Annotated in this window: 24 protein-coding genes and 1 pseudogene; 12 read left to right on the forward strand and 13 right to left on the reverse strand. The window is 46.5% G+C overall.

The features are described 5' to 3' along the window. Positions 1-22: 22 nt before the first annotated feature. Positions 23-376 (forward strand): response regulator, encoded by a 354-nt coding sequence (locus tag CALK_RS06385; RefSeq protein WP_022636850.1) that lies wholly within the window; start codon positions 23-25, stop codon positions 374-376. Here CALK_RS06385 and uvrA read toward each other — a convergent pair. Beyond that, positions 373-3,174 carry an excinuclease ABC subunit UvrA gene (gene uvrA / locus CALK_RS06390; RefSeq protein ID WP_022636851.1) on the reverse strand — a complete coding sequence of 934 codons (2,802 nt, stop codon included), beginning with the start codon at positions 3,172-3,174 and terminating at the stop codon, positions 373-375. The two genes, CALK_RS06385 and uvrA, sit on opposite strands and share 4 nt — an antisense overlap. 147 nt (positions 3,175-3,321) lie before the next feature. On the opposite strand from uvrA, the gene CALK_RS06395 reads away from it, so the two are divergent. Beyond that, positions 3,322-3,681, forward strand: coding sequence for a response regulator (locus CALK_RS06395; protein WP_022636852.1), 360 nt, complete (start codon positions 3,322-3,324; stop codon positions 3,679-3,681). Positions 3,682-3,736: 55 nt separating this feature from the next. Here CALK_RS06395 and CALK_RS06400 read toward each other — a convergent pair whose 3' ends face one another. From CALK_RS06400 to CALK_RS06455, 12 genes are all read right to left on the reverse strand, one after another. After that, positions 3,737-4,132 (reverse strand): ectoine synthase, encoded by a 396-nt coding sequence (locus CALK_RS06400; protein ID WP_022636853.1) that lies wholly within the window; start codon positions 4,130-4,132, stop codon positions 3,737-3,739. Then, entirely contained in the window at positions 4,132-5,385 is a 1,254-nt protein-coding gene (ectB, locus tag CALK_RS06405) for a diaminobutyrate--2-oxoglutarate transaminase (protein ID WP_022636854.1), read from the reverse strand. The genes CALK_RS06400 and ectB overlap by 1 nt, the downstream gene beginning before the upstream one ends. A 43-nt stretch (positions 5,386-5,428) precedes the next feature. Then, positions 5,429-5,914: a diaminobutyrate acetyltransferase gene (gene ectA, locus CALK_RS06410; protein WP_022636855.1), complete on the reverse strand. Its 486-nt coding sequence runs from the start codon at positions 5,912-5,914 to the stop codon at positions 5,429-5,431. A 247-nt stretch (positions 5,915-6,161) separates the two neighbouring features. Next, on the reverse strand, positions 6,162-7,946 hold the full coding sequence (gene aspS / locus CALK_RS06415) for an aspartate--tRNA ligase (protein ID WP_022636856.1): 1,785 nt from the start codon (positions 7,944-7,946) through the stop codon (positions 6,162-6,164). Between the two features lie 94 nt (positions 7,947-8,040). Further along, on the reverse strand, positions 8,041-9,375 hold the full coding sequence (locus CALK_RS06420; RefSeq protein ID WP_022636857.1) for a deoxyribodipyrimidine photo-lyase: 1,335 nt from the start codon (positions 9,373-9,375) through the stop codon (positions 8,041-8,043). Further along, positions 9,356-12,388 carry a PAS domain S-box protein gene (locus tag CALK_RS06425; protein WP_022636858.1) on the reverse strand — a complete coding sequence of 1,011 codons (3,033 nt, stop codon included), beginning with the start codon at positions 12,386-12,388 and terminating at the stop codon, positions 9,356-9,358. The genes CALK_RS06420 and CALK_RS06425 overlap by 20 nt, the downstream gene beginning before the upstream one ends. Before the next feature lie 92 nt (positions 12,389-12,480). Further along, positions 12,481-14,139 carry a DEAD/DEAH box helicase gene (locus CALK_RS06430; protein ID WP_022636859.1) on the reverse strand — a complete coding sequence of 553 codons (1,659 nt, stop codon included), beginning with the start codon at positions 14,137-14,139 and terminating at the stop codon, positions 12,481-12,483. 93 nt (positions 14,140-14,232) lie between these two features. After that, a complete protein-coding gene (locus tag CALK_RS06435; RefSeq protein WP_022636860.1) occupies positions 14,233-15,279 on the reverse strand; it encodes an iron-containing alcohol dehydrogenase family protein in 1,047 nt (348 codons plus the stop codon). 12 nt (positions 15,280-15,291) lie between these two features. After that, positions 15,292-16,059 (reverse strand): HAD-IIA family hydrolase, encoded by a 768-nt coding sequence (locus tag CALK_RS06440; protein WP_155851813.1) that lies wholly within the window; start codon positions 16,057-16,059, stop codon positions 15,292-15,294. Positions 16,060-16,127: 68 nt separating this feature from the next. Continuing rightward, on the reverse strand, positions 16,128-16,661 hold the full coding sequence (locus CALK_RS06445) for a chromate transporter (RefSeq protein ID WP_022636862.1): 534 nt from the start codon (positions 16,659-16,661) through the stop codon (positions 16,128-16,130). Beyond that, positions 16,658-17,227, reverse strand: coding sequence for a chromate transporter (locus tag CALK_RS12165; RefSeq protein WP_022636863.1), 570 nt, complete (start codon positions 17,225-17,227; stop codon positions 16,658-16,660). Before CALK_RS12165 ends, CALK_RS06445 begins: the two co-directional genes overlap by 4 nt. Positions 17,228-17,328: 101 nt before the next feature. Next, positions 17,329-17,763: a hypothetical protein gene (locus CALK_RS06455; protein WP_155851812.1), complete on the reverse strand. Its 435-nt coding sequence runs from the start codon at positions 17,761-17,763 to the stop codon at positions 17,329-17,331. A gap of 212 nt (positions 17,764-17,975) precedes the next feature. Between CALK_RS06455 and CALK_RS06460 the strand changes: the two genes are divergently transcribed. The 10 genes and pseudogenes from CALK_RS06460 (at position 17,976) to CALK_RS06500 (ending at position 24,655) form a co-directional block, all read left to right on the forward strand. Continuing rightward, positions 17,976-18,335: a hypothetical protein gene (locus tag CALK_RS06460; RefSeq protein ID WP_022636865.1), complete on the forward strand. Its 360-nt coding sequence runs from the start codon at positions 17,976-17,978 to the stop codon at positions 18,333-18,335. After that, positions 18,328-19,233 (forward strand): CBS domain-containing protein, encoded by a 906-nt coding sequence (locus CALK_RS06465; protein ID WP_022636866.1) that lies wholly within the window; start codon positions 18,328-18,330, stop codon positions 19,231-19,233. Before CALK_RS06460 ends, CALK_RS06465 begins: the two co-directional genes overlap by 8 nt. A gap of 9 nt (positions 19,234-19,242) precedes the next feature. Then, positions 19,243-19,578, forward strand: a complete 336-nt coding sequence (locus CALK_RS06470; protein WP_022636867.1) for an iron-sulfur binding hydrogenase — start codon at positions 19,243-19,245, stop codon at positions 19,576-19,578. A gap of 3 nt (positions 19,579-19,581) precedes the next feature. After that, positions 19,582-20,394 carry an SDR family NAD(P)-dependent oxidoreductase gene (locus tag CALK_RS06475; RefSeq protein WP_022636868.1) on the forward strand — a complete coding sequence of 271 codons (813 nt, stop codon included), beginning with the start codon at positions 19,582-19,584 and terminating at the stop codon, positions 20,392-20,394. 25 nt (positions 20,395-20,419) lie between these two features. Beyond that, positions 20,420-21,646 (forward strand): pyrophosphate--fructose-6-phosphate 1-phosphotransferase, encoded by a 1,227-nt coding sequence (locus CALK_RS06480; RefSeq protein WP_022636869.1) that lies wholly within the window; start codon positions 20,420-20,422, stop codon positions 21,644-21,646. A gap of 51 nt (positions 21,647-21,697) precedes the next feature. Continuing rightward, positions 21,698-22,111, forward strand: coding sequence for a hypothetical protein (locus CALK_RS06485; protein ID WP_022636870.1), 414 nt, complete (start codon positions 21,698-21,700; stop codon positions 22,109-22,111). Positions 22,112-22,338: 227 nt separating this feature from the next. After that, a complete protein-coding gene (locus CALK_RS13430) occupies positions 22,339-22,698 on the forward strand; it encodes a bacteriohemerythrin (protein ID WP_420806143.1) in 360 nt (119 codons plus the stop codon). A 183-nt stretch (positions 22,699-22,881) separates the two neighbouring features. Continuing rightward, positions 22,882-23,142, forward strand: a pseudogene (locus CALK_RS13435) (Fic family protein). Next, the gene (locus tag CALK_RS06495) at positions 23,129-24,142 is read left to right on the forward strand and encodes a CE1 family esterase (RefSeq protein ID WP_022636872.1); all 1,014 of its coding nucleotides are present in this window, start codon (positions 23,129-23,131) and stop codon (positions 24,140-24,142) included. The pseudogene CALK_RS13435 and the gene CALK_RS06495 overlap by 14 nt, the downstream one beginning before the upstream one ends. A 174-nt stretch (positions 24,143-24,316) precedes the next feature. Continuing rightward, positions 24,317-24,655: an SHOCT domain-containing protein gene (locus CALK_RS06500; RefSeq protein ID WP_022636873.1), complete on the forward strand. Its 339-nt coding sequence runs from the start codon at positions 24,317-24,319 to the stop codon at positions 24,653-24,655. The last annotated feature ends 236 nt before the right edge of the window (positions 24,656-24,891 follow it).

Here is a 24,891-nt window from a genome sequence, read left to right on the forward strand (position 1 = left end):
TTACAGAGAAAAGGGGGACATCATGAAGATATGTATAATTGATGATTCTGAAGAGATCACCGACCTTTTACGTGACTATTTGGCTGTTTCAGATATAGACTGTACCGTCGACACATATAACAATCCTGAAGAAGCAATCAAATATCTCAAGGGGTGTCACGACACGGATATCCTCATAACAGATATGCACATGGGTAAAGTATCCGGATTAGATGTAATCAAAGCGACAGGACAGAGGGCCATAAAGATGGTTATCTCAGGGAATATCTCGGAAACAGAAATTCTGCACCTTGAAACGATGAATATAAAGTTTTATGATAAACCAATCAATATCAAAGAGTTATTGAACGACATCAGCCATACTGGAATCACCTAGAGAAGTGGCGCAAGATAAGCACCAGTTGCCGATTCAGCACATGCAGCAATGTCTTCGGGAGTACCAGAACATACGATGCTCCCCCCCTTTTCACCCCCCTCAGGGCCAATATCAATAATATGATCTGCGCATTTTATCACATCAAGATTATGTTCGATGATAATAACGGTATTTCCTTTTTCAACCAAAGCCTGGAGCACAGCCAGGAGAAGACGGATATCTTCAAAATGAAGCCCCGTGGTTGGTTCATCAAGTATGTAGAGAGTCTTTCCCGTAGAAACCTTGGTTAACTCTGCCGCAAGCTTTATGCGCTGGGCCTCACCTCCCGATAAGGTTGTTGCTGGTTGACCAAGATGGATATAGCCAAGGCCAACCCGCTCGAGCACCTCCAAGCGTCGATAAATAAGCGGCTGTGCTTCAAAAAAAGACAAGGCTTCTTCCACGGTCATCTCCAGCACATCGGCGATGGATTTTCCCTTATACTGTACCATTAATGTTTCACGATTATACCGTTTCCCATGACACACCTCGCACTCAACAAAGACGTCGGGAAGAAAATTCATTTCTATGCGCATTACACCATCACCCTTACACGCTTCGCATCGTCCACCCTTTACATTAAAGCTGAAACGCCCCTTGGTAAACCCGCGCATTTTTGATTCCGGCAGCTGGGCGAAAAGATCTCGAATATAATCAAAGATCTTTGTATACGTAGCGGGGTTTGAACGAGGAGTACGCCCAATGGGTGATTGGTCGATATCAATGACCTTATCGATATGCTCAACCCCCTCTATCCGTTCGTATGAAAGGGGAGTTACCTTTGCTTTGGATACCTCCCGCGCTAACAACGGATAGAGGGTTTGGTTCACAAGAGTACTTTTTCCCGATCCTGATATACCCGTGACGCAGGTTAATACCCCAAGAGGAAATGAAGCGGTAATGTGTTTCAAGTTATTACCCTGAGCGCCGTAAACAGTAAGCTTCTTGTCAGAAAAGCTCCGCCGTGTAACCGGCAGAGAAATAGCACGTTTACCGGAAAGATACGCACCGGTGAGCGATGCTTCCACCGTCATAACAGTGCTGGGGGTTCCCGCCGCAACGACCTCTCCCCCATGGATTCCTGCACGAGGCCCAATATCGATGAGCCAATCAGCCCGCTCCAGAGTCTCTTGATCATGTTCAATAACAATAAGCGTATTGCCAAGATCACGGAGAGCAAAAAGGGTCGCAAGAAGCTTTGAATTATCCCGAGGATGCAAACCGATACTCGGCTCATCTAAAATATAGGTTACCCCCGTGAGACGAGAACCAATCTGAGTTGCCAGGCGAATACGTTGTGCTTCTCCTCCAGAAAGGGTCTGAGCCATACGGTTGAGAGATAAATACTCCAACCCTACATTCAAGAGGAAATCAAGGCGCGAATGAATCTCCCGAAGAATCTGCCGGGAAATATGCTCCTCCTTCGGAGAAAGCTCTAGGGTTGTAAAAAACTCCTTTACTCGACGAATGGTATATGAAGAGAGTGTTCCTATATCTATTCCCCCAACAAAGACAGAAAGACTCTCCTTTGATAAACGCTTTCCCTGACATGTTGGACAGGTTTTACTACTCATGTATGACTCAATCCATGAACGAATAAATTCAGACTCTGTTTCTTTATATCGTCGTAGAAGATTGGGGACAACCCCTTCGTAAGGCTTTCGATGCCCCTTCAAGGGCACTTCACGTCCCTTATTGCCAAATAAGATTAGTTCCTGCTCTTTCTTTGATAGCTCTTTCCACGGAACTGTCATATCAATATCAAAAACTGTACAGAGCCGTTTTAAAAGCCTGCGGCTCCAGAGAGTATGTTTCTTGGCACCTCTCCAAGGATCGATGGCTCCCCGGGAAAGACTCACCGTATCCCGCGGTACTACCAAAGAAGGATCCACCTCCATAATTCTTCCAAGACCGTTGCATTTTGGACACGCCCCGAAGGGAGAGTTAAATGAAAAGTTTCGTGGCTCAATACTCTCAAAGCTCACAGAACAATCAGGACAGGCAAGTTTTTCAGAAAAGACCATGCGTGATCGATCATCGGTAGGAAAATCAATATATACAGAATTATTACAACTCAAGGAAAGGGCCGTCTCTAAGGAATCAGTAAGGCGCCGTGCTACCCCCTCCTTTACCACGAGACGATCTATCACAACAAAAATTGAGTGTTTACGATTCTTTTCCAAACTCACAGATTCATCGAGAAGAAAGGATGTATCATCAACAAGAACGCGAAGAAACCCCTCTTTACGTAGTTCTTCAAAAACCTCACGGTGTTCGCCTTTTTTTCCTAATACCGCAGGAGCAAGCAATTGAAATTTCGTCCCGTCAGAAAAATCCATGAGTTTGTCACAGATCTCTTGCACGGTTTGACTTTGCAGAATTTTCCCGCAGGAATAACAGTGTGGGATTCCAATTGAGGAGTAAAGTAAGCGAAGATAGTCGTGAATTTCCGTAATGGTCGCGACGGTTGATCGGGGGTTGTGCCCCGTTGTTTTCTGCTCAATAGATATTGCCGGAGAAAGTCCTTCAATCGATTGCACATCCGGTTTTTCCCGTAGTCCAAGAAACTGGCGCGCATAGGATGAAAGGGACTCAACATATCTTCGCTGTCCCTCAGAATACAGCGTATCAAAGGCCAGAGATGACTTCCCAGAGCCGGAAAGCCCCGAAATAACTGTTAAGGAATCGCGTGGGATTGTAACAGACACATTTTTTAGATTGTGTTCATTAGCCCCAATTATTTCAATATTTTTATTCATGAATACCCATACACATTTGACAATCCGTCCATATCATGTTAAAATACATCATGGACATCGTGGAATTGATAAATCAGCATGGACATACCATTGCACAAAGACTATATTTATAAGAGTTTGAATTGGTGAGAGATAAGAGAGGTTCTATTGCATTATACAATACTATTAATAGACGATGAAAAAACAATACGCTCTTTCTTGAGTCGCTTTTTTGAAACTCAAAACTACACCTACTCCCTTGCCGAATCAGGAGAATGTGCCCTTGAACTTATGAGTAATCATTCCTATGATCTTGTGATTATGGATATGCACTTGGAGGATTTTCATGGAGCAGAGCTCTTTCCACACATTCGTGACAAACAGCCGCGAATTCCTGTTCTTATCACAAGTGGATACACGGAAGAACGGGATCTTGCATCGATTCTTCAAGATGAGAATACGAAATATCTTTCAAAGCCATTCCGCCTTACAGATATAAAACACCATATCACAAATCTCCTCTCATAAAAAAAGGGAGCATATAGATGCTCCCTCGTTCAATCGATATAAAATACCGTCGAAACTACGACTCATCCACCGGATAATATCCTTCCTTTGTATGTACCTCACGGCCAGACAAGGGCGGATTAAACGCACAGATAAGGCGCATTTCTTCTTCTGCACGCAGATAGTGTTTCTCATGCCCATTTAAGAGATACAGAGTACCATCTTCAATAGGATGTACCTTTCCCGTTGTAAGATCTTCAATTTCACCCTTCCCACCAACGCAATATACAGCTTCTAGATGGTTTTTATACCAGATATATGTTTCAGTTCCGGCGTGTATCAGGGTGTCATGAAAGGAAAACCCCATACCGTCATCCTTTAAAGAAAGGCGACGGCTGGTCCAATTTCCATTTGGTGCTTTTACTTCACGCTCTGTACCAAGCACATCTTCCTGGAGTCGACGAACAATCATTACGCCTCCCCGCCAACAAGCTCAGATAGTGATTTTTCCATAATATCAAGACCTTCATTCAAGAGCTCATCAGAAATGGTGAGAGCTGGAAGAAGCTTTAATACATCGTCTTTCGATCCACAGGTTTCGGTAATCAGATTGTGCGAAAAGTTGATCTTTGAAAATGTTCCCGCATCTGCAGGGTTCTTCATCTCAATACCCCATACCATACCACGACCACGAATTTCTGCAATATGTTCAGGGTATTTGTCAGCCATTTTCTGTAAACGAGAACGCATCAACTCACCCTTGCGGAAAATCTCTTTCTCAAAGGAATCATCAGCCCAATACTCTTGGAGCAATTGTACCGATGCAGCAAAGGCCAGGTTGTTTCCGCGGAACGTACCGGTATGCTGTCCGGGTTCCCACTTATCTAAGTCTGGGCGGAACAGAAGTAGGGCCATGGGGAGTCCTCCCCCGAGAGATTTTGAAAGACACACCATATCCGGTACAATACCAGCTTCTTCAAAGCTAAAAAACTTTCCCGTACGTCCATTTCCAACTTGAATATCGTCAATAATAAGAAGTATTTCATACTTCCGGCACAACTTCTCAAGCTTTTGGAGCCACTCTGTACTTGCAACCTTGATCCCACCTTCACCCTGTACTGTTTCAACAATAACTGCTGCAGGGGTATCAAGACCACTACCAGAGTCTTCAAGATAGCGTTCAAACACACGTAAGGTATCCATATCACCTAAAAAACCATCAAAGGGCATGTGACTCACACTACCTCGGTTATCATACGATTCATCACGATAGGACTCATTTCCCGTAACCGCAAGAGCCCCCATGGTATGACCATGATAGCCGTTGGTAAAAGCAACAATAGTGGAACGTCCCGTGGCAATACGAGCAAGCTTCATAGCAGTTTCCGTAGCATTGGTACCCGTGGGACCGGTAAATTGAAACTTATATTCAAGATTACGCGGCTCTAAGATAAGAGAGTTAAAGGTTTCCATAAAGGAACGCTTTACCTTCGTTGCCTTATCAAGACCATGTACAACCCGCTTTTCCGTAAGATGCTCAATCATGGCAGCAGTTGCTTTTTCGGGGTTGTGACCATAATTCAGTGTACCTGCACCGGCAAAGAAATCCAGATATGTTTTTCCATCTTCATCAACCATTTGAGAACCTTCCGCCGTATCAAATACAACGGGAAAAGAGCGGATATATCCGCGAACTTCTGACTCAAGGGTATTAAAAATTTCCATAATAAAATCCTTATGTAAAGGGTTAGAATTCAATTAAAATAAATTACAGTTGTATTGTGTATAAATCCTCTGCCTCATGATCACCTGCACCAAAATCAGATGCCGTAAGAAAGGGCTCTTTTGAGATTGAAGCATTTTTTGCCGCCGCATACTTTTTAAACACTGCCTGAGACGCCGTGTTCGAAGCGGTAATAGTGGTTTCTATGGCAGCAATATCCTTTGATTGCGAAGAAACAATCCAATCGAGCATTTTCCCCGCAAGCCCCTTTCCACGAGCAGCAGAAGATACGGCAACTTGCCACACAAAAAGTGTTTGCGGCGCTTCTGGGCGAAAATACGCTGATATATACCCACATATTTCTCCGTCCAACTCTGCAATAACGGAGGTCGCGGCAAAATCACGACACATCATATAGTAGTAATAGGTGGTATTGAGATCCAAAGGTGGGCACGCTTCTATTAGACGAGCCACGGAAAGACCGTCGGAAAATTCCGGCTGACGATAGGTGATAGTGGCATCAAGTCCCATCATATACTCCTTCGTATAAAAGGTATCAAAGATTGTTGTAGTATAGTAAATTCTATGTGCGTTCTGTTTGACGTACTGAGGAAATACAGCCAAGGCATATTTTGAGAAGTTTTACGAAAAGTACGTTCCAAATAGATACGGTGTATCCCGGAATAAGTTAGGTTGTGCTAAATATATATTGTTTTCATGGCTGAATCAAGGGGTAAGAGAAAAGAGGATGGAGAGCAACTCTCCATCCAAAGGTGTTTTATTCCTGAACTTCAGGAAGAACGTGACGAAGATGTAACTCGTGCAACTGCTCTTCACTTACAGGGGCAGGAGCCTGCATCAGCAAGTCTTCTGCACGCTGATTCATGGGAAAGGCAATCACTTCACGAATATTTTCTTCTCCAGCAAGAAGCATGACCATACGATCTACACCGGGAGCAATACCGCCATGGGGAGGAGCTCCGTAGGTAAAGGCTTTTAGCATACCCCCAAACTCCTGCTCCACCACCTCCGGTCCATACCCGGCAATCTCAAAGGCCTTGTACATAATCCGGGGTTGATGATTTCGAATTGCGCCAGAAGAAAGTTCCACACCGTTACACACGATATCATATTGATAGGCAAGAATATCGAGGGGATCCTGCTCTTCAAGAGCCTTCATCCCCCCCTGGGGCATAGAAAAGGGATTATGAGAAAATTCAATGGCCTTCGTTTCTTTATTAGACTCATACATAGGAAAATCAACAATCCAGCAGAACCGATAAACCCCTTCTTCCAGAAGAGAAAGGTCTTCTCCAAGCTTCGTACGTAATTTCCCTGCAATGTCTGCTGCAACATCTACCTCATCGCATACGAAAAATACCACATCTCCTGTTTCGACATCACAGGCAGATTCAATAGCATTTACTGTTTCCGTATCAAGGAATTTCAGAATGGGCCCCTTTATCTCTTCCTCTTTCCACGTGAGATAGGCAAGCCCCTTTGAACCAAGGGAATCCTGAGCATGTTTTACTAATTTATCAAAGAAACTCCGTGGCTTCTGAGCAATATTCTTCACCGGAATCGCGCGGACAACAGCACCATTCTGTACTGCCGTGGCAAAGGCCTTAAAGCCAGATTCTGCAAAGATATCCGAAGTATCGCGAATAATTATGGGGTTACGCAGGTCAGGCTTGTCCGTCCCATACTTCAACATCGCCTCTCGGTAGGGTATCCGCGTAAAGGGCGCTGTGTCAGCTTTATGTTTCCCGAATGTTGCAAAGGTGTCGGAAAGCACTCGTTCCATCACACCGAATACATCTTCTTGATCTGCAAAGGCCATTTCCATATCTAGCTGATAAAACTCACCGGGAGAGCGATCTGCACGCGCATCTTCATCACGAAAACACGGAGCAATCTGGAAATACTTATCAAACCCCGATGCCATAAGAAGTTGTTTATACTGTTGCGGGGCCTGCGGGAGTGCGTAGAATGTTCCGGGATGAACCCGGGATGGAACAAGGTAGTCTCGTGCACCCTCCGGAGATGAGCCCGTAAGAATTGGGGTTTGAATCTCCATAAACCCTTCTTTGGTCATCTGATCACGCAAATGCGAGATTACGCGAGAACGCAAGACAATATTTGAATGCACAGACTCCCTTCGCAAATCTAAATACCGATACCGCAAACGCTGATCCTCAGGGGTTTCTTTTTCAGGAAACACAGGAAATGGCAGAGGAGCACACTCCCCCAATACCTCATAGGTTTTCACCACAACTTCAATCTCCCCGGTGTGCATATCGGGATTCACATTATCATCGCTGCGTGCAGCCACTTCTCCGGAAAACTGAACAACCGTTTCCTTTTGTAAATGACCGATTTCATATTGATGGGGATTATCCGGATATATAACCACCTGCGTTATACCGTAATGATCGCGAAGATCAATAAAGAGAACACCGCCATGATCACGGCGATTGTTGATCCATCCGGAGAGTGTGACCTCGTGCCCAACGGAGGATGCGGTGAGTTCATTACAGGTATGCGTTCGAAAAGTATTCGGCATTTTTAATCCTTATTTTTATAGTACTCTGACCGCATAAAATACGTTTTTACGGACTTCCATGGGACAAAAAAATTTTCAAAACAGAGGGGCAAGATTATGTGGAATACTGGGCAAGATATGTATCCATGGAGAATTTTCGTTTCAAGCCGGCGGCATTCATATACCGAACGTTTCCATAGAGTTTTCGTTCCTGCCATGGCCGATCATGCCGCCCGAAACACCATGCAACCCCCGTATATGTATTGGGATCGTATCCATCAAGAGCATAGGTGTTCTGCAAAGACAAGGCCCGTGAAAAGGCCTCCTCAGGAGTAGAGCTCCATGCAAGAAGACATTTTCCCCAATACATACGCATATAATTATGCATGAGACCGGTCTTTCGCATCTGCCTTTGTGCTGCATTCCAGTATACATCAGCAGTTTTCCCCTGTTCTAAATCAGAATAGTCATAGATATGTTCCCGCCGATCTGTACCATGTGTTGCCAAACTCCTGCGTGCCCACGCCGGGACAGCCTCCTCGTATTGATCATAGCCGGGGGTGTAGTGAACAAAATTATAGGCAAGCTCACGACGAACAAAAAACTGTTCTATAAAGGCATCCTTGGCAGCCATGGGAGCCGTGGCGGCACACACGGCATGGTAGATAGTTACCGGTGAAATATGTCCAAAATGAAGATAGGGGCTTATATTCGATGTTACGGCTTTACTCGGGTCACGAGCATCTTTATGATAGACAGGAAGATGCGTGGTAAGAAAATAATCCAGTTGAGCACGGGCCGCGCTTTCACCACCGGTAATCCATAAAGTAGCTGCCAAAGGATGGTGCTGCTTTTCAGAAACAATCCCCGTAATAGCTTTTATCTGGGCAGATGAAAGAGGTTTTGTAGAGAAAGAAGACATACACTCTTCAAGAAAGTGCTCCTTCTGCGCATGCAACTTTTTTCGTATGGTCCATGCCATATACTCCTGCTTCTCAGACGCCTCCTGAATCGGCACAATCACATTGGAATCGACCCGATCAATTGATACATTACACTGGGATGCCACCTGTTGCTGCAATGCCTCAGTACACCGTCCATAGGGATAATCCATGACAACCAAATCGGCCCGCTCTGCCAGGGCCGTCAGCTCTCTGCACGAAGCCCTGTCTCTGAGGATAGCATAAATACTCTTCTCACAAAGGGCCGTGAATACTTCACGGGCGCCCTCAAGAAAAAAGGGGTACTGACAGAGAGAAATCTCATCTTCTACGGGAGCCATGTACACAACAAGGGGCAGAGAACAACTACGAGCATACTCCACGGCATGACACAGGGAGTAATTGTTCTTCAATCGAAAGGCATTTTGCATCCAGTACAAAACAAACCGATCTGCCGAGGGCACAGAGCATTCCCCCCGACGATATACGTCAATTCGTTGCGGATTCATCTTCCCTCCTGTGAGGAAAAGGTACTGCGTCTCTCAATTCATACAAAATACGTATAAGTTCCTGTCGTTGTACGGGTTTTTCCAGGATCATATCTAAATGAGTTTTTGCTGATGACGATATATGCCCTGCAGTCAGCCCAATCAGAATCACCGCATCTCCCGAGGATCCTTTTCGAATACGTGCAGCCGCTTCATATCCATCTATTCCCGACATTTGTATATCCATAAATATGCAACAGCACGGGTTGTCCCGATATACCTCCACGGCCCCCTCACCCGAAGAGGCAGCAAGGACGATTGTGTGCGGAAGGAGCTGTGCTAAAACAGATTTCAGGACCACACGATTTACCTTATTATCATCCACCACAAGAAACTGTTTCTTCGAATACCACTCCTGTATAGAAGAAAGGTGCTCTTCCCGGTGCGGTAGAGCGGAGGATGGTTCTGCCTGCGGCTTTCTTGGTGGTGCGATGATGCGCGCAAGGGCTTTTTCTGAAACAGGGGCAGTAAGGAAGTGGTCACAGCGATATTTTTTGAGAAGTGCCTCATTAGGCAGCGCCCCTGGGGGAAAGATAATCGCTCTAGACAACTCTCGTTCATACAAAACATGGCGCTCAATCCCCCGAAGAAAGGAACGGATATTCATGGGCAGGCTCTCAGAATCAACAAACACATGGGAAAAATGTTCTTCCTGAAGCAAGTGGATTGCACGCATGGGCGATTTTTCAAAAGAAAGAGGGATGGCATGGTTATTGCAAAATAAACGGATAGCAGGAGGTTTTTTCCCAACACACAGAACAGCTGGTTCATCCATGCATATTCTCGCTTCTCCATATTCACAGGGGAGGAAAAAATAGAAAGAACTCCCCTCCCCGGGGGTACTGCTCACGTTGATATCGCTTTTCATTCCTAGGAGGGTTTGTCGCACAATTGCAAGGCCCAGGCCAGTGCCCCCATAGCGCCGGGTCTTTGTAATATCTTCCTGCACAAAAGGATCAAAAACAGCCTTGTGTACATCCTTCGAGATACCACACCCGGTATCAGATACCACAAACTCGATAAGCCCCTTCCCCGCAGCTCCCTGCACGTTTCGAAGAGACAGGGTAATTCCTCCCTCAGAGGTGAATTTTATTGCATTTTCCAAGAGAGCACGCATCACTTTCCGAAGCTCTGTAGTATGAACCGCAATAGAAGGGGGCATCGATGAAGAAAGAGATACCGTAAGAGATAGTCCCTTTTCTTCACAGAGTGCAGATACGTCATCACAACATTCCTGAATAAATCTTTCAGGCACCACCCACTCCGTTGGTCCTAACTGCCCTTTTCCGCATAACCGTGAAAAATGAAGAACATCACTGATTACCGTATTGAGTAATTGAGCCGACTCCTGTAAATAGGACAAATAGGTACGCTGATCCTCTGTCAGAGAGGTTTTCTGGAGAAGATCGGCAAACCCCACAATACCACTCAGAGGGGTTCGAAACTCATGGGTCATATTTTCTAAGAAACTATTCTTTACCGAATTTGCTTGCTCCGCTTCTATTTTTGCAGAAATGATTTTCTTTTCATAGGCTCTCACCTTGGTTATATCCCGGAAAAAGAGTATCCCCTCATCCTGAAGAGTTTTGTACGCCCGAATTTCTACCCATATAATCTCTCCCGAAGCTTGACGAAGAGGTACCTCCTCAGAGATTTCTTCTTCCGGTTCACAGGTCTGAAAAGAAAGAAGGGGCGAATTTTCCAAGGTATCAGGAAGCACCTCCGCAAAGGAAATACCGTGGAGTTTCCGGCGGCCATACCCAGTAATTCTGCTCATTTCATGATTACAAACAATAAACCGTCCCTGAGCATCAACAACGGCAATCCCATAGGGTGCCTTTTCAATATAACTCCGCATCTGCGTTTCGGCACGGCGCAGTTCCTGGGTAATTTCCTTATCACGGGTAATATTATCCTTTACCGCAATATACCCCACCACTTCATCCTGTCGCAATATCGGCGATATTGTTGCTTTCTCCCAGTAGATCTCCCCGTTTTTCTTTTGGTTTTGAAATTCTCCCTGCCATGTTTGCCCCGATCCAATGGTCTTCCATAATAACTCATATTTTTTCCGCTCATCGGTCCGTTTTGCCTTTAAGAATCGGGGACTTTTCCCCTTCACTTCGGAAAAGGTATACCCCGTAAGGGTGGTAAAATAGGGGTTTACATATTCAATTCGCCCCTGCACATCCGTGATAATAATACTGGCATTACTCTGTTCAACAGCCTCATGAAGTTTATGCAGCTGATCTTGTACCGCCTTATATTCAGAGATATCACTGTGAATACCGGAAAAACGACGAGGCTTTCCCCGTGCATCCCGCACAACAACCCCCCGTGAGAGTATCCATGCATAGGATCCATCCCTGCGTTTCATCCGAAACTCCAGGGAAAAGCGGGACAAAGATCCCTGAAAATAGGCATTAATAGCCTGCTGTACCGTCGGTTGATCTGCTGGATGAACAAGATGTAAAAACCCAAGAAAGGTATTGGGAATTTCTTCCTCTGTATATCCCAGTATGGACTTCCACCGCGGAGAGAAATAGAACCTATTACTGGGGATTTTCCAATCCCACACCCCATCTTCTCGCGCTGCAATAGCGAGGCGAAGCAATTCCAGCTCTTCAGATTCCTCTGCATTCTCCAGGGTTTCACGACCATGGACACAAAAGACAAAGCGGTTTTCCGACAGGTGGGTCAGCGCTCCCTCATAGCCCCATGTTCCACCGGGGTATGGAAAGCTGCCTCCTCCAGCAGGAGCAGTGCTGAGACTTCGTAAGAACGACCAAAAATGGATTTCTGGGTCCCCATCTGCGGGGCACTCCTTTTCAGGAATACGGGGAAGATCAGGAAAATAGTCTGAAAACTGAGGTGTACAGAACTCACACCACACCCGCCCGTTCTCCACAGAAAAGACAATGGCAGGAAGGTTTAGTTCATCAAGGGATACCTCAGATGCGTTCAGGGCTGTCATAGCTTATTCCGAAAAAAAGAAATCACTCCCACAGAATACCATAAAAACGCAGGAGTGTAAAGCTTTTTCAGGGAGAACAGCCCCGATAGATCTTATGAACGAAACCGTTTTTTTCCACCATATTTTTTGAACGGTGGTTTTCCTCGTCGGGGTTTCCCACTTTTTGCACGAGTCACGAGAGATCGTTTTCCCCGAGCAATCTTTTGAAATGCACGCAATATGGTCTCAGCATCGTCAAAGGAAACAGTGACAAAGCAAAATTTATCAAAGAGAGTTACGTCGTCTATGCGAGGTGAAGGAACTCCGCTTGTTTCTGTGATAAAGGAAACAATGTCCGGTTTGGAATATCCTCCAACTTTTCCGCGGGCTATAAACAGGCGGGTTTTCCCCGACCGCTCAAGATCTTCCACGGGACGGCCACGTTTTTGCCGTGGAGCAACAATTTCCTCATACTTATCTTCATTGAGCTGTGCCTGAAAGGCATATTGCAACACCCCCGCGAGGACTTTTTCAGGCTCATTTTCTTGAAGCATTTGCCGTGCCCAGTCTTCATATTGTTCAGTATTGTCTTGGTCCTCCGAAAGAAACTTCTGAACAGCTCCTTCGATGTGCGCACGTTTTGCTTGAATAATATCATCAACTGCGGGAAGATCGCGTTTTTCTATATCACTCTTGGTAATCCGTTTAATAAAACCGAGTTTACGAAACTCTGAAGGAGTGATAAAGGTAATTGCCGTGCCTCTCTGCCCTGCCCGCCCCGTACGTCCAATACGGTGCACATAGGATTCCGGATCTTGTGGGATGGCAAAATTAATCACGTGGGTAATATTATGGACATCAATACCACGAGAGGCAACATCGGTCGCCACAAGAATGGTGAGACGCTTCTTTTTAAAGGCACGTAAAATATTTTCACGATGGCCTTGAGACATATCCCCGTGTAAGCCTGCGGCACTGTAGCCACGCTCGTTTAAACGATTCGCAACTTCATCAACCCCAACCTTGGTGCGACAAAACACAATGCCGAAAAACAGGGGTTCCATGTCAATAATTCGACAGAGGGCCTCAAACTTATCACGTTGATTAACTTCAAAATAAATCTGATCGGTTAAATGCTCCGTAACTTTTCTGCTAGTGGTTACATGATCGTATTCACCCATGTACTCTTCGGCAATTTTCTTTATTCGAGCAGGCATAGTGGCTGAAAAAAGAAGCACCCGTTTTGACGAATTTGTATGAGACAAGATGGTTTCAATATCATCGGCAAAGCCCATATTCAGCATTTCGTCAGCTTCATCAAGCACGAAAAAGCGAAGCTCATCAAGGGCAAGACTTCCCCGTTTAATATGGTCAATAACTCTTCCGGGAGTTCCCACAACAATGGAGACACCCTGTTTCAGTTTTTTTAACTGTAACCCCATGGACTGGCCACCGTAAATAGCAGCAATTGAGGTTGCCCGGCCAGTTTTAAAGGAATTCATTTCTTCACACACCTGCACCACCAATTCTCTGGTTGGAGCAAGAATAATCACCTGTGGTTTTTTCCGTCCCGGCTCTAATTTTTCGATTAAGGGAAGACCAAAGGCCGCGGTCTTTCCCGTTCCTGTCTGTGCTTGCGCAATAATGTCTTTTTCGTTTTTAATTACCAGGGGAATCGTAAGAGCCTGTACTTCCGTAGGCTCTTCAAAGCCCTTTCTCTCCAAGGCTTCCAAGGTTGTTTCAGAAAGCCCAAGGGCCTGAAATTTTTTCATCTACTCGTATCCTAACTACTTTAAAGAAGAGCATAAAATAGCTCATGCCGCATAAAGCAGGGATTTTTTTTGTAGCAGAGAGAAAGGTAATTTCTACCCCAACATGGTATTCATTAATTCATCCGTGCAGACAAAATCATGTAATTTTTCAATATTACCCCGTTCACTCAGAATAGTAAAAAACCCCTGTTTAATATCAGGAGCCAAAAAAAGTGCCCGTAGGAAGCATTCCCGATTCAAGGGCGTTTCTTTCATAAAATCGGCAAAGCCGGAACTGATGATATCCTGTCGAATTCTCTCATGGGTATCTTTTTGAAGATAACTCACGGCATAACTGGCAACACCTACTTGCAACCCGTGAAGTGACGGCTCATCACAGACACGATCATAGGCGTGGGAAACGAGGTGTTCTGAGCCACTGGCGGGACGGGAATTCCCCGCAATAATCATGGCAATGCCCGTCATGAGAAGGGAGCTGGCGATAATGCGCACATATTCCAGATCATCCATATTTTTATTTTCATAAAACGTAAAGGTATCAGCAGCATTCTGGCACACCGTTGCAGCAAAATCATTTACCACCTCTCCCGTATTTTTATAGGCTAATTTCCAATCGTAGATGGCTGTGGTTTTGCAAAAAAGATCTCCGATCCCGCCATAGAGAAATTTGCGGGGAGCACGCCGGATTGTTTCTGTATCAATGATAACCCCATAGGGAACTGTTGACTTCACGGTTTTACGTCGCCCGTCAACCACAAGAGAACTTGTGGGAGATGCAAAGGCATCATTGGATATCAACGTGGGAACACTCAGCAGGGGCACTTGATTGAGGAACGCAACATATTTGCAATAATCAATAACCGTCCCTCCCCCCAGGGCAACCACCACCTCACTTTCCGGAGGAAGTTTCTTTGCTGAGGCAAAGGCATTGTCAATATCATTTGTTTCAACGACCTCTTCATACAACACGCGAATTTCCGCCGACGCAAAGGAGATCTCCATGGTCTCTTGAAAAAACTCCTGGATACCGCCTCCCCAAAACAGAGAGATTTTGCGGAACCCTTCCTGTCGCAAATATTTTCCTAATTTTTGCAAGGCTCGCGGCTTTATACGAAGCAGAGATGGTACTTGTATCTCCATGGCAACTCCTCTCTACAAAGTTTCTGGAACAACTTCTCCCACCGAGGAATATATGGCATCGGGAGAGTAGGGAAAGAGGGCTAAATCTTCCTGAGAGGTTACCCCTGATAATACGAGGGCGGTATTCATTCCCGCCTCCATTCCCCCGAGAATATCCGTATCCATGCGATCACCGATCATCATGGTATCCGAGGTGTGCAAACCAAGTTTTTTCGTGGCAAGGGCCATCATGAGCGAATTTGGCTTCCCCACAATGTATGGAGCACGACCACATGCCGATTCAATACTTGCAAGAATTGCACCACACGCCGGTTCTACCCCATCTTCCGTGGGGTCAATCATATCCGGGTTTGTTCCGATAAACTTGGCACCACCACGAATCAAGCGCACCGCCGTTTTCATCATCTCATAGGAGAAATTCTGCGTTTTCCCCACAACTACATAGTCAGGATTACTTTCAGAAATAGAAAAGCCCACGTTGTATAACTCATTAATCAACCCACCGCCACCAATAACATATACCGTTGCCTGAGAGGTTTGCTGTTTGAGAAACATGGCCGTGGCCATGGCGCTGGTAATAAAGTTATGTTCCGAAAGATGCTTAATCCCCAGTTTCTCCATTTTCAAACGTAGATCAATGGGCGTCTGCTCAGAATTATTTGTGAGAAATAGAAACGGAATGTCGGCGGAAATCAGACGATCAACAAACTCCTGTGCCCCCGGAATAATACGTCCACCTCGATAGATCACCCCATCCATATCAGAAACGATACCTTTAATCATCCTCTTCCTCCGGTGAATTATCCTCTCTCTATAGTATATACTATGGCGGGAAACAAGAGATACGCCTAGACGAAAAAAAGAGCCCCTAAAATGCCACCAAGACCAATGATCCACACGGGGTTTATGCGCGACCGCACCAGGAAAAACAGAGCAAGAAGAAGCATGAAGAGAACAAGCTCAGGCACGCCCTCAATCACACGTCTGGAAAATGTCCATGCCGCAGAGGCAATCAAGGCAAGTACCCCAATTTCAATTCCCGCCATATAGTGAACAAGAGATGATACGCCCCCCTCTTTATTTTCCCGATGCGACAAAAGGGCAAGAAGAATGAGCTGGGAGGGAAGTAGCAATGCCACCGTGGCAATCACCGCGCCAGAGAAATGGCCCTGCGTATATCCGGTGAAGGTGGCAATATTCACCGCAATGGGGCCGGGAGTCATTTCGGAGATGGTAATAATATGGCTCATTTCGGAAAAGGTCAGCCACTGGTGCCGATCAACAACTTCTTTTTGGATAAGAGAAATTATGGCCATGCCTCCCCCGTAGGCAGAGAGCCCCATAAGGAAAAACGCCCCCACAAAAGATGTCCATGAGATCATGGCGAATCACCGTGAACCCCCGTACGCCCTAGGGGAACAAGAAAAAGACCTGCCAGGGTAAACAACACCACCAAGGGATGGATAGCGGTACCCATGAGCACAAGGGTTGCCCCCGCAAAGAGCAGTCCCCCTCGCCAGGAACGGATTTTTCTGTGTGCAAAGATGGAAATGGTATAGACCAGCAAGGCTCCCACAGCCAGGGCACCGCCTTGAAGAAAGCCCTGTATCAGCGGATATTCAAAGAAGGATACGGCATATATCGCCACCACCAGGATAATAGCGAACGGGGGGAGGACCGTTCCCACAACCGCGGAGAGTGCGCCGAAGAACCGACCATACCGCCACCCCTGAATACAGGCCATATTCACAATAATCGCTCCGGGGACAAGGGTTGCAAGGGTAAAGTCATCGTAAAAGGCGTCTTCGCTCATCCATTTTCGACGATGCACCAACTCAAATTTTAAAACCTCCGCCATGGCAATTCCTCCACCAAAGGAGAAAGCCCCCAGACGCAAAAAAATACAAAAAAGTGTGGTATGCCGTGGTTGCCCTACTCTCTGCTGCACAGAATCCCCGTATCAAAATAGCCCACCCTGCAATATACATTATTCAAGGGGCGGCACGGAGAAAATCTCCTCTCATGACGTGAAGCATTTCATGAGCGCTTCTATTCCATGCACACAAAGGGAACAAGCTGCTCTTGCACCGGTGTACGCTCATGAATATCAATATAAAATACGGGATAGGGTGGATTCTCTTTTACAATGAACAAGCGGGTGTTATGAACCTCCCATAGAGACGAGCCCCCACCCTCTTCCACGGTGTATGCCACGGGAATCCAAGGTGGCAAAAACCCAAGGGGAATAGCATAGGCTCCCTCAGGAGATTCCTCCTGGTACCAATGAAAGAGCGTATCGAAGGCAACATTCCGTGATACGGGCATAAAGATATCCTGAAGAAAGAGCAGTTGATCGACAAGATCCGCTGGTTCCCAGGGAAAGAGGGTTCCCCCATGCTCCTTCTGATTCGCAGAAAGATGGGAATAAAACCGACGAAACCAGACCCCGGACGGGGATTTCTGCGGTGATATGGTGTGGTTCATACATTTTCTCCCGATAGAGATTCTCTCCACTGTACAGGGTATCTCAGAGGAGGGACTTTTGCAATAAAAAAAGGAAATCGCCAAAAGATCAATTTTCAGGAATGAAAAATCAAGGCCCTCCCTGCGGGAAATGCCTCGATTCATATCAAAAAAGCATTTTTTTTGCTCCATGTGTTATATTATTCACAAAATAGCAACAAAAAGGGTTCCCCATGCGCGTACGAGAAATAGAAGAACTCCCCATGATTCAGGCCCGCCATGTTCCCGCCTCCCTTGCGGATGAAACGGTCGGTGAAATTATGGTGACAGAGCTGATGAGCGATGTACTTACCATGGATCATGAAAATCTCCTCCTGATCACGAGCCTCTGCTCTGAACAAGCCCTTACCACGGCAAATATCATTGATGCCGTGGGAGTTATTATCACCTCAGGAAAGGAAATACCCCCCAAGCTCCAATCCATGGCTGAAACATGTCATATATCCTTATGGACAACCACCCTGAGAAACTACCAGCTCATTGAAGAACTGCTCCAGCACGACCCAACCATGGGAGATACGCTCCATGAGTGATATGAAGTTTAATCAAACTGAATCCCTCGTTGTTCGTGAGCTCATTACCCGTCTGCGGGTCTACGATGTCATGTCCCGTGATATTTATGCCGTCCGCGAAACAGACTCCATGCGCAGCGTGCAAAATCTTATGAAGGAAAAAAAGGTGTCCGGCATCCCCGTAACGGATGAAGAAGATGTCCTTCGCGGTATTATCACCGTGGATGATATTATTTATGCCCTTGATTGCAAGCATATCGAAGAGCCCTGCGGATCGCATATGTCCGATAATGTCATATGCCTCAATGAACAGTACCCCCTGGCTGTGGCAATTTCATTTTTTGAAAAATACTCCTATCGCCGCTACCCCGTAACAAATGAAGCGGGCAAACTTACGGGCATGATCACCGGCCGGGACATTCTCAGTAGTCTACTCTTTGAAATCAACAATGAGGTTGATAAACTTGAAGAGATGCTCCCTGAGAAAAAGGTGAAGAGCTCAGAGTATTTCTATAAGAAACACCATGTGGAATCGCGCAATATGAGTGCCGCGGGAACGGCCTCCACGGAGATTAAAAATTTCTGCAAACGGAGTAACTTTCCCCGTCCCTTTATCCGCCGTGTCGGCGTGGCTGCCTTTGAGCTTGAAATAAATATTGTGGTGCACTCCCAGGGTGGATCATTGACCATTATCCGTGAAGAAGACTATATTACACTGGTGGCGAAAGATTCCGGTCCCGGCATTGCAGATACGGACAAGGCCATGGAAACGGGCTTTTCCACCGCCAACGACTGGGTGCGATCCTATGGCTTTGGCGCGGGTATGGGGCTTCCCAATATCAAGCGGGTCAGTGACGACTTTTCCATTAACTCCTCCCCCGCAGGTACAAAGGTTACGGCAACATTTAACATTGACTGAGGCAATAGTATGGATGTACGTGTTCTCGAAACAATTAAGGAACTTGATCTGGTCTGCAATACTGCACGAACAGCTGAGATTCATGCAGGATATACCTCCGACCTCTTAAGCGATGTCATGGCCCATGCAGAGGAAGACTCTGTTCTTATTACCATCCAGGCGCATAAAAACAGCGTTGCCGTTGCCTCCATAACGGGCATTGCCGCAATTATTTTCTGCAACAGCAGAACTGTTGACACCGAAACCATTGAGGCGGCGGAAGAGGCTGAGGTAGCCCTGTTTCAAACAACCCTGAATCAGTTTCAGGCCTCCGTCCTTATCAACTCCTATCTCCAGGGAGACTAAGCCATGTCAATTGCCCTAATAACCGGTGCATCCTCTGGCATTGGCCGGGAATTTGTGCGCCAACTGGACAGCCAGGGGTTTCATGAATTGTGGATTGTGGCACGACGCAAAGAACGGCTTGCTGCTGTTGCAGCAGAGTGCACCACCCCCACGAAAGCGATTGTGTGTGACCTCTCCCGCACAGAAGAAATTGAGAAAACCCTTCGTCCGCTCATCAAAAATGCCCCGCACCCCTTTTCCTGCGTGGTAAACAATGCGGGCTTTGGGAAGGTCGGCCGTGTTTCGCAGCTCTCACGGGAAGGACAAATGACCATGGTTGATCTCAATTGCCGTGCCGTTGTGGCTGTCACCCATCTTGTACTGCCTTATATGGACACGTCAGGAACCCTTATCCAGGTCTCCTCGGCAGCATCCTTCGGGCCCTTGGGCGGCTTTGCCGTATATGCGGCCACGAAGGCCTTTGTCACCTCCTTCTCCCTTGCCCTTTGGGCAGAACTTGCCGAAGAGAATATTCATGTCATGGCCATGTGCCCCGGGCCAACGGAAAGTGAGTTTTCCCGCGTTGCCCATGAAGAAGGCAAAAGCCCTTCGGCAATCTTCGATAGCAAATATGCCGTTGCACCGGTGGTAGAAAAAGCCCTTCGTGATGCAGCACAGAAAAAGCGATACTCCATCTACGGCAAAAAAGAGCAGTTTCTCTTTCATCTGCGAACCCTTCTTCCTGATTCTTTCATCGCACGGGCATCCCTTAAAAAAATAGTGGGAATATCCCCGTCGCACCGCAGGAAGAATACCCCCCCTGAAAAAACAACATAATCATTTTTAACAAACGAGGTTTACCATGACAGTAAAACGAGTAGCTCTTCTTACCGCCGGCGGGTTGGCCCCCTGCCTCTCATCTGCCGTTGGCGGACTTATCGAGCGGTATACTGAGATCGCTCCTGAAGTTGAAATAATCGCCTATAAGGGTGGCTATAAAGGACTTCTTCTTGGAGAGTACTACACGGTGACAGCGGGGATTCGTGAAAATGCACGATTCCTCCATGAGCACGGTGGAAGCCCCATCGGAAACAGCCGGGTGAAACTGACCAACGTAAAAGACTGCGTTGCCAGAAAGCTGGTAAAGGAAGGACAAAACCCTCTGAACGTTGCGGCGGAACAGCTTACCAAAGACGGCGTTGATGTGCTCCATACCATTGGCGGCGACGACACAAACACCACCGCTGCAGATCTTGCCAAATACCTCAAGGAAAACGAATACGACTTGACCGTTGTGGGGCTTCCCAAAACCATCGATAACGACGTATTCCCCATTCGTCAATCCCTTGGTGCCTGGACTGCTGCTGAAGAGGGTGCAAAGTTTTTTGAGAATGTTGTGGCAGAGCATAATGCAAACCCACGCATGCTCATTATCCATGAGGTAATGGGACGAAACTGTGGATGGCTTACGGCTGCCACAGCAGTGGAATACCGCTCCATCCTTCAGGGCGAAAACTTTCTTCCTGCCCTGGGCCTTTCTCAGGAACGCAAAGATGTCCACGGCGTATTCATTCCAGAAATGGATGTAGATATTAAGGCTGAGGCCAAACGGCTGAAAAAGATTATGGACACCCATGATGGCGTAAATATATTTATTTCTGAGGGTGCAGGAGTTGACGCAATTATTAAAGAAAAAGAGGAGCAGGGTGAACAAATTGAGCGTGATGCCTTTGGCCACGTAAAATTAGACACCATTAATCCTGGTAAGTGGTTTGGCAACCAATTTGCGGAGATGCTCGGTGCTGAAAAGGTGCTCGTACAGAAGTCGGGCTATTTTTCCCGTGCCGCCCGTGCCAACACACGAGATCTTAATCTGATTAAAAGCTGCACCGATCTTGCTGTTGAGTGTGCCCTACGCGGTGAAAGCGGCGTAATTGGCCATGATGAAGATCAGGATAATCGCTTGCGTGCCATTGAGTTTGAGCGTATTGCCGGAGGAAAACCCTTCGACATTGATCAGCCGTGGTTTGGCGACTTGCTGAAAAGCATCGATCAGAAAAAAGGTAAAAAGGTTGATACCAGCCATTAAGCTATTTCTGGGGAGGAGCTTCCTCCTCCCCGTTTTTTTCCTGGAGTACCCATGACCTCTCGCATACTTCTCCTCATTTTCTGTTCTCTCATGGCTGTCGGGGCATATCCGCACACCTCAAAACACGCCCTCGACTGGGCTGGAACCTATACGGGAACATGTCCTGACGAAGCAGGTGAAGTACTCCTTCGTCTCACCTTGGAATACGACCATACCTTTACAAAAGAGCGCATCACCGACACGACCCAGCAGGATATTTCCGGAACCCTGGAGTGGTTTGACGATGGATTGCGCATACGCCTCATAGGGCCAGATACAACCACCGTGCTTTCTGCACATGTTGGCGAAAACAGGCTTTTTCTTCTCACCGATGCGGGAGAACACCACGCCCCCAGCCTCTGGGAGCATCCCTCCTTAGAAAAAGAACTTCCCCAAGACTCCACGCTCCCCGAGTGTACGCAGTAACCACTCCCTCCCATTACCAGAGAAGACACCTGAGCCTGTCAAAGGAACCGGAGTATATCGAAATTGCCGGAGAATGACCATGGGGCTTCGTATGATTATTGAGAAGAAAGGGTGAAATCTATACAACAATGTAGTATACTGAATGTAATTCTTTCATATAAAAGGAGATGCTTCAAATGAACAATAACGTGTATATCATGTAGAAAGAGATAAATGATACCGGAATAATTCTTATTGATGATCAGCATAAGGGAATAGTCTCGTTGATAAACACCCTGCACTTTTCAATATGTAATAAGCAGGATCATACATTTCAAAAATCCCTTATAGATGCTATAGAGAATTACACAAAAATACATTTTCAGACAGAGGAACACCTCCTTGAAAAATCCAATTACCCGGAGTTGGCCTCTCACCGCAAATTACATGATGAGTTAGCCATACGCAGAGAACACATTAATAAAGAATTTATTGACCATGATGACTATGTAACTCTTTTACAATTTTTGAAGGAATGGTGGACAAACCATATTAATAAAGATGACATGGAGTATGTGTCGCACGTCATGGAATATATACACAATTAAGATGTGCAGGAAGTTACTACGCAACGAAAGAGTATCCCCACGGTTCTATGTTACATGGAAATCAGAGGTGTAGTAAGCAGCAGTGGTGCATTTCTGAGGAGAAACGTAATCGAATCCGGACGGTTCGGGGCACTGGCGATTCCCTTTGTAACATGTATGCTCCAAAGTATTCATTAGGCACTGTTGGAACTGGAAGTCACCCCCGAAGTCAAGAGGCTGATTGAAGCAATCTCCGGAGAGATGAGCAAAAAATCCCTTATGAATGAATGGAGGCTCAAAGATGAGAAAAACTTCAGGGAAAGATATGTAGGGCCCGCTATTAAAGGATGATTTCTTGAGAGAACAATCCCGGAAAAACCCAACAGCCGGTTACAAAAATATCGTCTCACCGCCAAAAGGATTGAGCTTTTGAAAAAGATTGAAGAAAGTTATGGTAGGTACTAAGCAGCAATACCGGGGCAATGCACACGTGAAGGTGTTGCAGTTTCTCCTTCTGACCGTGTCGGCCCTCCTCATCTGCGGATGTACCAGTTCAGGCATCGTGGATTCAGATTCCCTCCGTTTTGGGTGGCACGAAGCTGTCCTTGAGCACCAGGATCTGGATCGGGAGTTTCGTTTTTATATACCCGAATCTGTCAGCAAAACCCCTCCCGTGGTCGTGCTGCTTCACGGGGGCAGCCAGAATATGGATGCCCTGTTTGAGCCGGAGGCCGGCGGGACACAGGAGTGGGAGCATATCGCCGATGATGAAGGGGTGGTGTTATTTGTCCCCAATGGGACACAAGGTGAAAGCGGATCTCCGGCGGAAGACAGCAGAAACTGGAATGATTGCCGCCCCGAAACGCAGGGCAAACCGGGGGCGGATGACTCCGGATTTATTCTCTCAATGCTCGACTGGGCTGCGGCCCATTTTGCCGGGCATGATATCTCCTTGAATATGGACCGTGTCTTTGCCACGGGGGCATCCAACGGTGGAATGATGTCGTACCGTCTGGCACGGGAATATCCGGAGCGATTTGCCGCAATAGGTGCATTCATAGCCAATCTTCCCAGCCCGTCAGAATGTTCCGGGGCACACACCCCCGTACCAACGCTCATTGTGAACGGCACAGAGGATATCATCATGCCCTTTGAGGGCGGAAGCATACTGGGAGGACGCGGTAAAGTGATGTCCGCTGAAGCAACCAGAGACCACTGGATAGACGTCAACAATGCTGATACGTCAGATCCCGAAATCACCCGGCTCCCCGATCTGGATCCTGATGACGGCAGCGTGGTTATCTGTGAATATTACCGTGCAGAACATTTTGGTGCCCCTGTGCAGTTTTGCCGTGTTGAAGGGGGCGGACATACCATGCCGTCCATCAATCACCCCATTGCTCTGGGCAGGCAGAATCGTGATGTGGAGGGTGCCCGTTTGGCGTGGGAGTTTTTAAAAAGTTAAGTGATAGCCTATGCCATGGGGGTACACCTGTACAGCGGTCTCTGCTCAGGCAACAGCCATATCCTGTCTGTTTTGGGCTATTCAGACTTTCACGGCAGGCATGGCATACTTTTTTGTTGCAAAAAGATGTATATTGTCATACTGTATGTGAATGATTCGTGAAAGGAGCACACCATGGCCAGCAAATATTGTGTGAACTGTGAAAGACAGGTGGAGGCAAGACGGCACATAGGCTTTGGAACAGTTATATTACTATTTATTACAAGTGGGTTCTGGCTGTTGACAATACCCTTTTATCCACTACGATGTCCAATTTGTAAGGGGACAGGTTTTAGAGCCCGGCCACCGGCGAAGAAAAAGGATACCTCTGCAGCTTCTCAGCCCCGGCACACTCCCATTCAAAACCATGATCCAATGGAACAGATAAAAAAATTACAGGAATTGAAGGAAGCCGGAGCAATAACAGCAGACGAATGTAATGAGAAGAAAAAGAAGTTACTGGATACCATTTAATACCCGCACCTCATTTCTACAGGAAGCACCCCCGTATAGGGTGAACATGTACCGCATGTGGTATCTCAATATTATTTTTCTCAAAATCATAGTGGCCGGTACGTTCCAGTAAACCCTTGACCTGGTAACCCCCGTTATTTGAACGAAAGATTATTCACCCTTTAATTTCATATTTCCGAATATATTTTTCAATAATTGATTAAGTAAATATCGTTCAATCACCCAATTTATTGTCT

Origin of the sequence: Chitinivibrio alkaliphilus ACht1 (assembly GCF_000474745.1) — a bacterium.
Taxonomy (GTDB): domain Bacteria; phylum Fibrobacterota; class Chitinivibrionia; order Chitinivibrionales; family Chitinivibrionaceae; genus Chitinivibrio; species Chitinivibrio alkaliphilus.